This is a genomic window from Streptomyces sp. BHT-5-2 (genome assembly GCF_019774615.1).
Classification (GTDB): Bacteria; Actinomycetota; Actinomycetes; order Streptomycetales; family Streptomycetaceae; genus Streptomyces.
In genome coordinates this window covers 4,378,014-4,390,678 of sequence record NZ_CP081496.1, presented here as the reverse complement: position 1 = coordinate 4,390,678, position 12,665 = coordinate 4,378,014, and the positions used below count along the sequence as shown (strand labels likewise).

The window sequence follows — 12,665 nt, the reverse complement described above, 5'->3', positions numbered from 1 at the left end:
CTTTCCGGTCACCGGTCGAGGAAGTCGTACAGAGCGGCGGCGTAGTCGTCGGCGCCCAAAGGGGCCGGTGCCGCGCCGGGCGGTGCGCCCAGTGCCTCCCACAGCAGCGGGAGGTGGGGGAGCAGCCGGTCGCACAGGCCGTCGATCACGGCGGGGAGGCCGCGGACGGTGGCGGGGGCGAGGGTGCCCGCGGCCAGCAGCCCGCCGGCCAGGCGGCGCGCCTCCACGGCGCCGTGGAGGGCGGCCAACGGCCTTAGTGCGCCCCGGAGTTCGGGATCGTGGACGGCGTCGACGGCGGCGGTCACGGCGTCCGCGACCAGGCGGGCGCCGTATGCCTCCCCGAGGCTGTGTGCGGCGTCCAGCAGGGGGTTCCACAGTTCCAGTCCGGTCCGTCCGACGCCGGTGCGGCGCTGGAGGGTGCGGTGGAGTTCGTCGCGCAGCCAGTCCTCGTGGGCCCGGGCGACCGCCGGCCACCACCCGGGCTGGTCCGCGGGTACGTCGGCGGGCGGCATCGCGCCGAGCCGTCCGGTGCCGTTCTCCCGGGCGAGGGCGCGGCCGGCGTCCAACAGGATCAACTGGCTGTCGCCGCCCGCGGTGTCGAAGGCGTGCGCGAAGCCGTGGTAGCCGTCGAGCAGATTGGGGTGCAGGAATCCGGCGAGCCCGCAGCGGTGCTGGCATTCGGCGGCCACCCGCGCGGCGCCGCGCACCGTGACGGCCTTGAGCACGGCCAGCGGCCGGTCCACCGCGGTCCACGGCGCGAAGGTCATCCCGTCGACGAGCTGGGCCGGTGTGCGGCGGGCGGCGCGCGACCGGGCCCAGATGTCCCGTGCGGTCCGTCCGGCGCAGGTCAGGGCGAATGCCTGGGCCAGTGCCCCGAGCAGTGCGTGCTGCTGGTTGCGCAGGTCCAGCACGCTCGCGCCGGGGGCCAGTCGGCCGTGCGCCCGGCGGTGCGCGGCGAAGCGGAGCGCCGAGACGGAGCACTGCCGGGCCATGGTCGCCACCGCCGAGGGCAGCGTGGCCCACAGGATCTGGCCCGCGGACAGGGTCCGTTGCAGCCGGGCGTCCGGGCCGCCGAGCGGATCGTGGAAGGCCCCGTCGGCGTCGATGCGCGCCCCGTCGCGCAGCCACTGGGCGTACGGCACCCGGGCGCCGTCGAACCGCACCAGCGCGTAGTCCAGCGGCAGGGACGGCGCGTCCAGGCCGGGGGAGACCGCCACGCCCGGCTGCGGACCGTGGGCGGTGGTGAGCTCCACCACGAACGAGAACACCCCGCGATCGATCCCGTCGACGACGGTGCGGGCGCACACAACGGCCGTGTTCGGGACTCCGGAGCCCCCGACGCCGGAGAACTTGGCGGCCCCCGTAACCGGCGTGACGAGTACGAACTCCCTTGTGTCGGAGTCGAATCGGGCGACGGTGCGGGTCGCGAGGTGGCTGCCGGCGTCCCCGATCTCGGTGACCAGGAAGGCGCCCTTGCTGCGGCCGGTGGCCAGGTCCTGCCAGGGCCGGCCGACGCTCGCCGGGTCGTCGGTGAGGGTCACGATCGAACCCAGGCAGAGTACGTAGTGGTTGATGACGGTCATGTACAGCGGCGGGTCGACCAGCGCCACGCACTCGCCCAGCGCGGCGAGTTGCTCGGGATCGCGGAACAGCCGGTGCACCGGCGGCAGGTTGTCCGCGAGCAGCCGCAGCCGCCGGTGGGTTCGGTGGGCGCGGTCCTCGCCGGCGTCGGCCGGCTGCTCGCGGTCGGCGGCCAGGGCGGTCAGCAGGCGGCTGCGCAGGGTGCTGGTGCGGGATCCGTTGACGATCTCGGCCAGTTCACCGAGCGGCTGCGTGCGGGTGGTCATGGTGGTGGCTCCAGAGGGCGGCGAGGTCGGTGTGCGGCCGGTGTGCGGCCGGGGGGCCGGGCCGCGGCCAGGGGAACGCGGGGTCGGCGAGCGGCGCGTGGGCGCCGGCCGCTTCGGGCGGCAGGGTCTGCCGGATGCTGTGGGTCAGTGCCTGGCCGGTGCCCGCTTCCAGGAGCAGCGCGCGGCCGCCGGCGGTGATCCGATGGAGCACCGGGGGCAGACGGAAGGGGTGGATCAGGCAGTTGGCCAGTCCGCGGTGGACGTCGTCCCGGGGGCCGTAGGGGCCGCCGTGGACGGCGGAGTGGACGGGTACCCGGGCCGGGCGCGGGGCGAGATGGCCGATCCCGGAGGCGAAGGCGTCCGCGGGCCCGGTGAGCGCCGGATGGTGGGAGGAGAACGGCAACCGCAGGCGGGCGGCCGCAAGGCCCCGGCGGGCGGCCAGTTCCTCCAGGGTCCGCAGCTCCGTCAGCGGGCCGCTGACCAGGCACTCGTCGGGGGCGTTGACGCTGGCCAGGGCGAGCGCGGGGGATCCGGTGCGGCGCAGCAGGACCTCGGTGTCCGCCTCCCCGGCGCCGACCAGTGTCATTCCCCCCTCGCACAGGGCGAGTTGACGGGCCAACAGGCAGGCGATCCGGGCGCCCTCGGCGACCTCGAACACACCGGATGCGGTGAGGGCGGCGATCTCCCCGAAGCTCACCCCGAGCACCGCGTCGGGTGCCAGTCCGACCGAGCACAGCGCGCGGTGCACGGCAATCGAGGAGCAGAACAAGGCGAGTTGGGGTGTCCCCACACTGCCGGCGGCGAGTTCGCGACCGCTCGGCGGCGTATCGCTCAGCAATGCCTTGGTCAAAGGTGCGATGCCGAATTCATCGCCCACTTCCTCGGCCTCTTCGAATACTTCACGCACGGCCTTTCGCACTGTTGCATGGGTGCGCAGTGCCCGGACCAGCGGGCTCACCGCGAAGTCGCCCTGTCCGGGAAAGACATGAAGGATCCGGGGCGGTGTCGAGGCGTTTTTTCCGTGCGGGTTCGCGGGGGCGTCACGCATTTCCACATCCAATTTCCGGTGGTTTCCGGTCGGTGTGGTGTCATTCAACATCCGTCGCCGGGCCGATGGCCCGGGTTTGCCCCCCGAGACTGTTGAAAGAGGTGAACGCGCAGGCTGTGCGGTGTCTCAGGAGTGTGGGGACGGAGACGCCACGGCGAACGTCCGGTGCAACACCGCGGTCGCCACCGGGAGGTTCCGGAACGGCGTCAGCAGTTGCCGCAGCCGGCCCGCGGCGAGATCCGCCGCCCCGGACCGCAGATGGACATAGTGATCCAGGAAGGAATTCCAGGAGGCACAGGCTTCTTCCACATGGCCGAGGCCCATGAGGATTTCCGCGTGCTGCGCGTAACTCAGCGCCATGCCCCGGTGGTCCCGATCCGACCGGTGCGCAAGGGAGTTGGCCAGCGCGACACGTGCCGCCGGGAGGTCGCCGGTGTATCTGAGGACCTCGGCACTCTGGAATTCCAGAGAACCCAGTGAATACGCGGTGAACGGCTCCGCCCCACCGCCCCGCCCGCCCTTCGCCAACGCGCGCTCGGCCCGCCCCAGGGACTCCCGAGCCGCACGGTTCCGCCCGCACGCCGCCTGGGCCACGGCGAGTTGGGACAGCAGGAACGCCCGGGCCGGCGCGTCCGGCGCACGGGTGGCGGCGGCGGCCTCGGCGGCGTCCAGGGCGATCCGCCGATGGCCCAGGCCGAGCCCCTGGGCGCTCAGCCCGCGCAGGACGACGGCCCGCGCCGTGGCGTCCCCGGACTCGTCGGCGAGCCGCAGGGCGGTGGAGAAGTGGCGTTGGGCGAGGCCGTGTACGGAGGCGTCCTGGTACATCCGGGCCAGCAGGAACGACAGCCGCGACGCCTCCACCAGCAGCGCGCGGCGCGGCTCCTGGCCCTCCTGCTCGCGCAGCAGCGGAGCGATGTCGTCCGCGAGGTACGCGGCCAGCGCCGAGCGCGCCCGGCGCCCGCCGTGCGTGTCGAAGGACGCCGAATAGAACTGCACCGCGAGCCGGACGACACCGAGGTCGCCCCCGTCATCGGGCTCCCTGCGCGGCACCCGGGGCACCGGTACCCGCTCGGTGGTGCCGGCCGCCACCTTCGCCAACTCCGCCTCCCGGTACGGCATCATCCGGGCGGAGGCCCGGCGCGCCGGGTCGTTCTCCATGCTGCACAGCTCGGTGAGCGCGGTGCCGACCGGCGTGTCGGAGGCCGGGAGCCGCCCGCCCGTCGAGACGGACGGCTCGCCGGCCAGGCCCGCGGCGGCGGGCGAGACCGCGCGGCCCAGGCGGCGGGTCAGGGCCTCCGCGATCAACTCCGGCACCGGCGGCGCGGGACGCGTCCCGCTGAGCCAGTGCGCCACGGCCGTGCGGTCGTAATTCAGATCGAGGTCTATTTCCGCGGCGAGGGCGTTGACCATGCGCGCCAGCGCCGCCTGCGTCCAGCGGGCCTCCGCCAGGAGGGCCCGAAGATTCTCGTTACGGCGACGTGACGGCGGCACCTAAGGCTCCCGGAACGGGAGTTCGGTATCCGCGCGAGACACCGAGGCCGTATCATTCCGCGTCAAATCCGCGGTCCCACCGTGGACGAACGGACGGGGGGAGCCGGAGAAACGGAAGGGACGAAAGGAGTTCATGAGAAGTAATGTCCGTACCTGGTCCTGCTCTTGCACCTGATCGAATTCATACCCAGCCACGGCCGGGCTCTCGCGGGTGTCCGCGGAATTCTACCGGGGCAGCCTTACGGTGGCCGGATTCGCGCCCTGCGGACCCCTGGGCCGTAGCCAACAGCCGTCCATCAACGGAACCATGGATCGAGCCGGGGCGGAACGCCCGGTCGTGGCGGGAAGCGTGAACGTGTTGAAAGTCCTGCTTGCGATAGGGGCAGCGCCGAGCCGGAAAGCCTGACGAGTGAGCGAGGCAGCCACACCATGACGCCCCCGCGCCGCCCCAACCGAATGCTCGCGGCACTGTTGGCCGAGGCCGACTGGACCGCCACCGATCTCTCCCGCGCTGTCAACGCACTCGGTGCCGCCCGGGGCCTCCGCCTGCGCTACGACCGCACCTCGGTCGCCCGCTGGCTCAACGGTGCCCGCCCCCGCCCTCCGGTGGGACACCTGATCGGACAGGCACTGAGCCACCGCCTCGGCCGCCGGCTCACCCCCCAGGACACCGGGCTCCCCGACCCCGACCCCACCGGCGGCGCGCTGACTTCCGCCCTGCGCCGCGGCGATCCCGTCCACCGGCTGACCGCCCTGTGCCGGGCGGAGACCGACCCCGCCCGCCGGGCCGACCTCGCCCGCACCGTGCTCTCCACCCCGCCACCGGTCTTCACCGACTGGGGGAGCCGCCTGTCCACCCTGCCCCCGGCCGACCCGCGCGCCCCCCAGGCATCGGCCGACGCGCCCGCCCGACTGGAGGCGATGGCGGCCCGCAGCTCCCTGCTGGGGGAGCGGTACGGCGGCGCCCACGGCCGGTCGGCGCTGGCCGGATACCTCGCCACGGAGGTGGCGCCGCTGCTCACCGCCCCGGCCGGCCCGGGCCTGCGGCGGGCCCTCCTCACCGGCGCCGCCCATCTGACCCTGCTGCTGGCCGGGCGCACCTGCGAGACCGGCCATCCCGCCCTCGCCCAGCACTACTACGACATCGCGCTGGAACTCGCCCACGCGGCCGGCGACCGCGCTTCGTACGCGATCGTGCTGCGCTGTCTGAGCATGCAGGCCCACCAGCTCGGCGACCACCACCAGGCCCTCGCCTTCGCCGAGGCCGCCATCGACACCGCGGGCTCGGCGGTGCCCGAGGCCGTCCGCGCGTATCTCCACGCCGGGCGCGCCGTCGTCCGGGCCGGCGCCGGCCGGAGCCGCGCCGCGAGCGCGGACCTGCTGCTCGCGGAGCAGCACCTGGCCCATGCCACCGGCCCCGAAGGACCCTTCACCAGCTACCCGGAGACCGCCCTGCGCTACCAGCGCGCCGAGGTGCTCTCAAGCCTCGGCGACCACAAGGCGGCCCTGTCCGAACTGGAGCACTCCCTCGCCTGCCGGCCGGCCGACCACCACAAGGCCCGCACCCTGCTGCACGTCCAGTTCGCGCACACCCTGCTCGCCCTGGACGAGGTCGACGCGGCCGTGGAGCACTCCTTCCACGCCCTGCGCCACCACGGGCAGCTCGCCGCCGGTTCCGTGCACGGCACGCTGCCCCGCCTGGCCCACCGACTCGCGCCCCATCAGCGCGACCCCCACGTCAAAGCCTTCCGGGAACGTCTGCGCGCGACGGCCCGGTGAGGCCCGCCCGGGCCCCCTCCTCACTGCCAGGCACCCGTCGCCGCACGTCCACCGATCGGCGCTCCTCCGCCTCGCCCTTCACAGGCACCGCGGATAATCCGCACAGCAACGCCATCGCCATGTCCACAGGATCAGTCACACAGCTATAAGGGGGAGGGGCGGCGCCGTTTCGACTCCCGGCACGCCCACCCGCCCGGACTCTTTCACCCGGAAGCACGCACTCCGCCCGCCCCACAGGTCCACGCCGGGCACACTCTCCCGACCGCCTGGAACTCGGCCCCGGCGGAGGGAAATTGTTCCCTCCGCCGGAACCGTCGCGCGCGGGGCGGCGGCGCGGGGCCGTCGAGAGCGTCAGCGCTCCGCGGCGTGCAGCGTCGCCAACAGACCGCGGTGCGCCATGCCGTCGGCCGACTGCCAGGCGCCGGTCAGGGTCCCCAGACACTCCGGGCCGGCACCGCCCGTGGAGCCGACGCCGCCCTCCCGCGGCAGCGCCGCCAGAACGCGCTCGATACGCAGGCCGAGCGTGGCCCGCGCGCCGGCCGAACGCGCGCCGGCCGCCTCCGCCTCCCCGCCCGCTCCCGTGCTGGTGTGCAGCACGAGCTCGGTGCCGTGCGCTGCATCGACCACGGTCGCCGCAGCCGCCACTGCCGACGAACCCACGGCGGCGGCCGCGGCGGTCTCGGCGAGGCGGCCGTGGACGGAGTCGTCACGGGCATCGGTGACGTCCTGTGCCTGCGGTACGGCACGGCCCTGGAAGACGGCGAACAACTGGCCCACGAGAACGGGGTCATGGGCCCCGTCGTAGATCCAGCGACGACCCAGCAGGCCGTGCTCCAGAGTGCCGACCAGGCCCCGTTCGGCGCCGTCGAGCGGCGCCCCGCGGTAGGTGAGCGGGACGAAGTAGGTGACCGGACGGTCGCCGGACCGGTCGGTGACCACCAGGCACTCGATCCCCACCTCGCCCTGCGGATCGTCGAGCCGGAAGCCGCCGACCCTGGCCAACTGCGGTGCCTGGGCGGCGCCCCGGTACCAGGGCCGGCTCGGGAGCCAGGCAGTGAGAAGCTCCAGTTTGGTGGGCTTCAGGGTGGTGTGGTGAATGACGGCCATGCCCCTTCATATCACCCCTGACCACGGCATTCGCTGCCCACGTCGGCCGCCCCCGGCAGCCCTCCCGGGCAGCACCGCACGAAGTCCTGTACGACCGGGTTGGCGTCGTCGGCCGGGGCCCAGGCGACGGCCACCTGACTGGGGCTGACGCCGCTGACCGGGCGATAGGTGACGCCGGGACGGGCGTAGAAGCGGGACGCGGATTCGGGGGCCAGGGCGACGCCGTAGCCGTTGGCGATCGCACTGAGCCAGTCGTCCGGCTGGTCGGTGACGGCACCGATGCGGACCGGGTGCCCCTCGCGCTCGTCGACGGCCAGCCAGTAGTCCCGCCACCGGCCCGTCTCCGGCGGAGCGGCCACGAACGGCTCGTCCCACAGCTCCCGGAACGGGATCACTTCGTGTGCGGCCAGGGGATGCCCGTCGGCGAGCGCCACCCAGCGCGGTTCGGTGAACAGCGGCTCGACGCGCACCGCGTCCTGGCCGGGGAACGGCAGCCGCACCAGAGCGACGTCCACCGCCGCGCCGGCCAGTCCGGCGGACGGGTCGGACCACGCTGCCTGTCGCATCTCGGCCCGCCAGCCCGGTCGGCGCCGGGCGAACTCCGCGACGATGCCCGGGGTCGCCTCGTTGGCGCCACTGGCCACGAAGCCGACCCGCAGCACCCGCTCCGCCCGGCTCGCCGCCGCCTTCGTCTCCCGCAGCATCCGGTCCCAGTCGGCCAGCAGCCCAGGCACCCGCTCGGCCAGCGCGCGCCCCGCCTCCGTCAGCGCCATCCCGGTTCGGGAACGAACGAACAACACCACCCCGAGCTGCGCCTCCAGCTGCTTGATCTGCTTGGTCAGCGCCGGCTGGGAGACGAACAGGCGTTGCGCGGCGCGGGTCAGGCGCCCCTCCTCCGCCACGGCGGCGAAGTAGCGCAGCAGCCGGGTGTCGACATCCATGCCGCCAGGTTATAGCCGCAGGTATTGGACGCCGGGCGTCGGCACGACGAGCCTGGTCACAGACAGGGAACCGGATCGCAGGCAGACCGAACGGATGGAAGGGGAGGCGACGGCACATGGACACCGCCCACATCTCCTACGTGCTCATCACCGTCATCACGATCGTGGCGAACGGCGGGATCGCGGTCGCGGACCTGGCGAGGGCCGAGTTCGTCCTCGCCAACTCCGCGGCGGTGGGCGTGCCGCGGTCCTGGCTGCCATGGCTCGGCGGACTCAAGGGCGCCGGGGCACTGGGGCTCTTGGCCGGGCTCATGGGGGCTCAGGCCCTCGGCGTCGCCGCCGCCGTGGGCCTGGTGCTGTTCTTCGTCGGGGCCGTCGCCGCCCATGTCCGGGCCCGCGCCTACGCGACGATGGCCGGGCCCGCCGGATACCTGGGACTGGCCGCCGCCTCACTCGTCCTGGCCGTTCTGCACTAGGAGTTGCCGTCACAGGCCGGCGGCCAGGCCGTTGCCCCCTCCGCTCAGGCACGTACGGCGACGTCCCGCTCGCCGTGCCCGTCCCGTGCGCCGGCCGCGCCCGCGGTCAGTCGCCACAGGCCCGCCACCCGGTAGTAGACGCCGTTGACCAGCTGCAACAGCACCATCGTCACCGGCCAGAGCAGACCGGCCAGGCCGGGGACGGCGTCGACCGGCAGGGTGTACGCCATCACGACCCGTGCCACGGCGTCGACGAGCAGGGCGATGCCCCATATCGCCGAGGAGACGCGCCAGATGAGGCGGAAGCGCGGTTCGCGCTCCCACAGGATCTCCCAGGGCGTCCCGTCGGAGCGGAACCGCCCCTCCAACAGCGGTCGCGCTCCCAGATACGCCAGGGGGCGCCGGGCCCGGACCGATCCCAGGAAACACAGCCCGGCCACGGCCGTCACCCAGCCGTCCCTGGCCAGCAGGAACCGGGTGTCCCCGCTGATCAGCGACGCCACCGCCCCCAGCAGCAGCACCCCGGCCATGAACGCCGCCATCCCCTCCAGCCGGCGGTCCCGCAGCCAGTACGCCCCCGTGGCCACCAGCGGCAGCAGGGCGCCGGCCAACATCGCGGCGAACACGCTCGCGCCCAGTGCGCGCAACCCGTAGAAGAGACCGACGGGCGCGGCCACGTCCCAGACCAGTTGCCGCAGCAGCCGCCCGTTGCCGCTTCGCCCGGCGTCGGTGGGCACGCCTTCCGGGGCGCTCACGACTCCCGCCTGGTGGCGAGTTCGGCCAGGGTGGTGAGTTCGCCGACGCACTGCGTCAGGGTCAGGCACGGTGGATGCGTCATGCGGACGAGCGCCGCGTCGATCGCGGACTTCAGTGTGAGCGCCATCAACCCCGTGTCGAACTGCCGGAATTCCCCGCTCTCCTGACCGGCCCGCAGGATCGGCTCCAGCGCCTCGACGTTCGCCCGGGCGGAGGGCGCCATGCCGTAGCGCAATGTGCCGTCCGGCGCCCGCTCGTTCAGGCAGATCTCGTACATCGCCCGCACCGCGGAGCGGTTGCCGGCCACCCACTCCACCTGCGCCTGGATCCGGGCCCGCAGCGCCCCGGCCGCCGTGGTCTCGCCCGCGACGCGCTGCGAGATCGCATGGTGGGCGCGTAACCCGACCTCTTCCAGGACGGCGCTCATCAACTCCCCTTTGGTGCCGAAGTGATAGGAGATCAAACGGGTGCTGGAGATGTCCGCACGCTCCCTGATCCGGGCGAACGTCGTCTGTCCATGGCCGAGCTCGGCCAGGGTCTCGATGGCCGCGTCCACGATCTGCGCCCGTCGCGCGCTCGCGGCCGGCGACCGACCGGGCCCACCGGCGGACGCGACGCCCCCCTTGCCCTTGTCTTCCGTTACTCGCATGAGTAATTCGTTCCTCGGCGGAGTAACTCCCAAACCGGTGCACGGCAATTGGGGCGATTGCGCGGCGCGAACCGCAGGTGGCGACGGGCGCCCCGGGCTATTTGTCCAGCAGCGACAGCAGCAGGGTGACCACGGCGACGCCGATGCCGATGGCCGCGCCGAGCACCGGGTCGGAGTAGGCGAGAAAGACGGCGAGGCCGCCGAGTACGAGCACGAGGGCGGTGCGAGTGTCCATGCCCTCAGGTCCCGCCGGGGCCGCCGGATTTTTCACCCGGGGCCGTGAAAGGAATCCGGGTGCGGACACGTCCTCCTAGCGAGCCCGGGGCCGCGGTCGCGGTACCCGGTCAGTGGAGAGGACGACACATGAGGCAGCTCTCAGGGGGCGGCGACGACTCCGGGGAGGCACACCGCCGGCTGTCGCAGGAGCGCGAGGCCGCGCTGATGGAGGAGGCGCTGCGGACCGTCGTACCGCGGCTGATCTCCTCCGTCACCCGGGTCGCGCGCGACTACCACCTGGCCCAGGACATCACCCAGGAGACCTGCATCGCGATCCTGCAGGAGTTCCGTCGCGGCACCAAGTTCGAAAAGCCCGTCATCGTCTTCGCCACCGTGGTGGCCCGGAACAAGCTCCGGGACCACTGGCGCAAGGCGTCCTCGGGAGAGCGGCTCTACGACGAACCGCCCGAACACGCCCGGCAGTTCGGTCCCGAATCCACCGTCGCGCTCGAATACCTGGAGCTCCTGGAGTCGGTGAAGACCGCCATCGCCGACGAGCGACAGGCCGCGGTATGGGAACTCACCCATGTCTGGGGACTGAAGGGCGTCGAGATCGCCGAGTTGTTGGAGATCTCGTCGGCGACCGTCAGCCGTGAACTCGCCGCGGCCGAGGCGAAGGCCAGGGCCGGGCTCCGTCTGGACGACGATGAACCGGCACCCGCGTAGGACATGCCCAGGGCGCGCGGCGGTCGCGTGCGGCGGCCGCCGTGCCCGACGTCCGCAGTGCCGGACCGGGCTGCGCCCCGGAGCCACGGAGAGGCTGCCGGCCGGACCCGTGGCCCCGGGGTGGGACCGATCCCACGCCAGGAGTTCTTGACGGAAGGGTAACCATGACGAACAGCAATTCCTCTCCGCACGAGAGGATGCTGGCCTACCTCCGGGAGGGGGACCAGCTCCTGCCCTCGGTCACGCGGAGCGCATGTGACTGGGAGGCCCTGCACGACACGGTGGCGGCGGCCGCGAGGCTGCCTGCCGCTGCCCCGGAACCCCTTGAAGCCCCCGACCTGTCACCGGAAGCCTGGTACCGGGACGGACTCGACGGGGCGCTGGGGCCGTCGGTGGTGAGGTGGTGAGCGACGCACCGCACCGGTCGGATACGGCGACACACTCCACATGACGCGGCGGGCGCCCGGGTGAACCGACGAGGCGACGGATGGCGCGGCCCCTACGAGGGAAGGGCCGCGCCACCCGCGCCCGCCACGGCACCGCCCAACTCGCCGCGGGGGAGCGGCTCCCATCCCGAGGGCCCGAGGGCGTCCGCCCACTCCGCCCACTCCCTTCACTCCGCTCACGCGAACGGCGTGCCGAATGCCTCACAGGTCGGCCGGGCGGGTGACGCCCTTGCCGCCTGCGGATGCGATCACCGGGGGGCCTGCCTAGCGTCGGGGTGGCCGCGCGTCGTACGTGCCGGGAGACGGCCCGGGTGTACGGGCGCCGAGGTGCGCCGACGCGCACGCGCGGGGACGGACACCACAGTGTGAGGAGACGCGTCATGCCCGCTCGTACGCTCAAGGACAAGGTCGTCGTGGTCGGCGGGGCCTCCAGGAATCTCGGCGGACTGGTCAGCAGGCAGCTCGGCGGGCACGGCGCGAAGGTCGTGGTGCACTACAACAGCGACTCCTCCCGGGCCGACGCGGAGGACACCGCCGCGGCGGTCAAGCAGGCGGGCGGCGACGCGGTGACGCACCAGGCGGACCTGACGCGGGTGGCCGGCGTCGAGGGGCTCTTCGACGCCGCGGTCGATGCGTTCGGGCGGGTTGACGCCTGTGTGAACACCGCGGGCATGGTGGTCAAGAAGCCGATGACCGAGACCTCGGAGGCCGAGTACGACCGGATGTTCGCGGTGAACTCCAAGGCCGCCTACTTCATGATGCGGGAGGCCGCCAAGCGCATCGACCGCGACGGCTCGATCATCACCATCGTCACCTCGCTGCTCGCCGCCTACACCGGTCTGTACTCGGTCTACGCCGGCAGCAAGGCACCGGTCGAGCACTTCACCCGCGCCCTGTCGAAGGAGCTGTTCGGCCGCAACATCAGCGTCAACAACATCGCCCCGGGCCCGATGGACACCTCGTTCTTCTACCCGGCCGAGACCGACGACTCCGTCGCGTTCCACAAGTCCTCCTCCATGAACGGCGAACTGACCAAGATCGAGGAGATCGCGCCCTATGTGATCTTCCTGCTCACCGAGGGCTGGTGGCTCAACGGGCAGACCCTCTTCGTCAACGGCGGGTACACCACGCGCTGAGGCGACCGCGGGGCGACCGTCGCGGACGAGGTGCCGCGGCGCTTCGG

General features: G+C 73.0%; 13 protein-coding genes. 5 read left to right on the top strand and 8 right to left on the bottom strand.

Annotated elements, in window-relative coordinates; all coding sequences use genetic code 11:
• Window positions 1-8: 8 nt before the first annotated feature.
• From K2224_RS19390 to K2224_RS19380, 3 genes are all read right to left on the bottom strand, one after another.
• Complete coding sequence (locus tag K2224_RS19390) at window positions 9-1,847, bottom strand: acyl-CoA dehydrogenase (protein ID WP_221907770.1); 1,839 nt, start codon at window positions 1,845-1,847, stop codon at window positions 9-11.
• Window positions 1,819-2,754: an acyltransferase domain-containing protein gene (locus K2224_RS19385; protein ID WP_260692802.1), complete on the bottom strand. Its 936-nt coding sequence runs from the start codon at window positions 2,752-2,754 to the stop codon at window positions 1,819-1,821. The genes K2224_RS19390 and K2224_RS19385 overlap by 29 nt, the downstream gene beginning before the upstream one ends.
• 267 nt (window positions 2,755-3,021) lie before the next feature.
• The gene (locus K2224_RS19380) at window positions 3,022-4,386 is read right to left on the bottom strand and encodes a hypothetical protein (RefSeq protein WP_221907769.1); all 1,365 of its coding nucleotides are present in this window, start codon (window positions 4,384-4,386) and stop codon (window positions 3,022-3,024) included.
• A 429-nt stretch (window positions 4,387-4,815) separates the two neighbouring features.
• Between K2224_RS19380 and K2224_RS19375 the strand changes: the two genes are divergently transcribed.
• Window positions 4,816-6,165 carry a hypothetical protein gene (locus tag K2224_RS19375; RefSeq protein ID WP_221907768.1) on the top strand — a complete coding sequence of 450 codons (1,350 nt, stop codon included), beginning with the start codon at window positions 4,816-4,818 and terminating at the stop codon, window positions 6,163-6,165.
• Between the two features lie 351 nt (window positions 6,166-6,516).
• On the opposite strand, the gene K2224_RS19370 is transcribed toward K2224_RS19375, so the two are convergent.
• Together K2224_RS19370 and K2224_RS19365 are read right to left on the bottom strand one after the other, a co-directional pair.
• A complete protein-coding gene (locus K2224_RS19370) occupies window positions 6,517-7,272 on the bottom strand; it encodes a maltokinase N-terminal cap-like domain-containing protein (protein WP_221907767.1) in 756 nt (251 codons plus the stop codon).
• Between the two features lie 11 nt (window positions 7,273-7,283).
• Window positions 7,284-8,213, bottom strand: coding sequence for a LysR family transcriptional regulator (locus K2224_RS19365; protein ID WP_221907766.1), 930 nt, complete (start codon window positions 8,211-8,213; stop codon window positions 7,284-7,286).
• 116 nt (window positions 8,214-8,329) lie between these two features.
• Here K2224_RS19365 and K2224_RS19360 point away from each other — a divergent pair, with 116 nt between their 5' ends.
• The gene (locus K2224_RS19360; protein WP_221907765.1) at window positions 8,330-8,689 is read left to right on the top strand and encodes a DoxX family protein; all 360 of its coding nucleotides are present in this window, start codon (window positions 8,330-8,332) and stop codon (window positions 8,687-8,689) included.
• Between the two features lie 44 nt (window positions 8,690-8,733).
• Here the strand turns inward: K2224_RS19360 and K2224_RS19355 are convergent, their stop codons facing one another.
• From K2224_RS19355 to K2224_RS19345, 3 genes are all read right to left on the bottom strand, one after another.
• Window positions 8,734-9,444: a VC0807 family protein gene (locus K2224_RS19355; protein WP_221907764.1), complete on the bottom strand. Its 711-nt coding sequence runs from the start codon at window positions 9,442-9,444 to the stop codon at window positions 8,734-8,736.
• Window positions 9,441-10,094, bottom strand: coding sequence for a TetR/AcrR family transcriptional regulator (locus K2224_RS19350; protein ID WP_221907763.1), 654 nt, complete (start codon window positions 10,092-10,094; stop codon window positions 9,441-9,443). The genes K2224_RS19355 and K2224_RS19350 overlap by 4 nt, the downstream gene beginning before the upstream one ends.
• A 97-nt stretch (window positions 10,095-10,191) precedes the next feature.
• Window positions 10,192-10,329 carry a hypothetical protein gene (locus K2224_RS19345; RefSeq protein ID WP_221907762.1) on the bottom strand — a complete coding sequence of 46 codons (138 nt, stop codon included), beginning with the start codon at window positions 10,327-10,329 and terminating at the stop codon, window positions 10,192-10,194.
• A gap of 128 nt (window positions 10,330-10,457) precedes the next feature.
• Between K2224_RS19345 and K2224_RS19340 the strand changes: the two genes are divergently transcribed.
• From K2224_RS19340 to K2224_RS19330, 3 genes are all read left to right on the top strand, one after another.
• On the top strand, window positions 10,458-11,036 hold the full coding sequence (locus K2224_RS19340; RefSeq protein ID WP_221907761.1) for an RNA polymerase sigma factor: 579 nt from the start codon (window positions 10,458-10,460) through the stop codon (window positions 11,034-11,036).
• A 164-nt stretch (window positions 11,037-11,200) separates the two neighbouring features.
• Window positions 11,201-11,443: a hypothetical protein gene (locus K2224_RS19335; RefSeq protein WP_221907760.1), complete on the top strand. Its 243-nt coding sequence runs from the start codon at window positions 11,201-11,203 to the stop codon at window positions 11,441-11,443.
• Window positions 11,444-11,862: 419 nt separating this feature from the next.
• Window positions 11,863-12,618: an SDR family oxidoreductase gene (locus tag K2224_RS19330; protein WP_221907759.1), complete on the top strand. Its 756-nt coding sequence runs from the start codon at window positions 11,863-11,865 to the stop codon at window positions 12,616-12,618.
• Window positions 12,619-12,665 lie beyond the last annotated feature (47 nt).

What these genes read in the sequence shown, in the direction of transcription:
- K2224_RS19365 (WP_221907766.1), bottom strand. Translation starts at nt 8,213, where the DNA reads ATGGATGTCGACACCCGGCTGCTGCGCTACTTCGCCGCCGTGGCGGAG.
- K2224_RS19340 (WP_221907761.1), top strand. Translation starts at nt 10,458, where the DNA reads ATGAGGCAGCTCTCAGGGGGCGGCGACGACTCCGGGGAGGCACACCGC.
- K2224_RS19330 (WP_221907759.1), top strand. Translation starts at nt 11,863, where the DNA reads ATGCCCGCTCGTACGCTCAAGGACAAGGTCGTCGTGGTCGGCGGGGCC.
- K2224_RS19370 (WP_221907767.1), bottom strand. Translation starts at nt 7,272, where the DNA reads ATGGCCGTCATTCACCACACCACCCTGAAGCCCACCAAACTGGAGCTT.
- K2224_RS19390 (WP_221907770.1), bottom strand. Translation starts at nt 1,847, where the DNA reads ATGACCACCCGCACGCAGCCGCTCGGTGAACTGGCCGAGATCGTCAAC.
- K2224_RS19345 (WP_221907762.1), bottom strand. Translation starts at nt 10,329, where the DNA reads ATGGACACTCGCACCGCCCTCGTGCTCGTACTCGGCGGCCTCGCCGTC.
- K2224_RS19360 (WP_221907765.1), top strand. Translation starts at nt 8,330, where the DNA reads ATGGACACCGCCCACATCTCCTACGTGCTCATCACCGTCATCACGATC.
- K2224_RS19375 (WP_221907768.1), top strand. Translation starts at nt 4,816, where the DNA reads ATGACGCCCCCGCGCCGCCCCAACCGAATGCTCGCGGCACTGTTGGCC.
- K2224_RS19335 (WP_221907760.1), top strand. Translation starts at nt 11,201, where the DNA reads ATGACGAACAGCAATTCCTCTCCGCACGAGAGGATGCTGGCCTACCTC.
- K2224_RS19350 (WP_221907763.1), bottom strand. Translation starts at nt 10,094, where the DNA reads ATGCGAGTAACGGAAGACAAGGGCAAGGGGGGCGTCGCGTCCGCCGGT.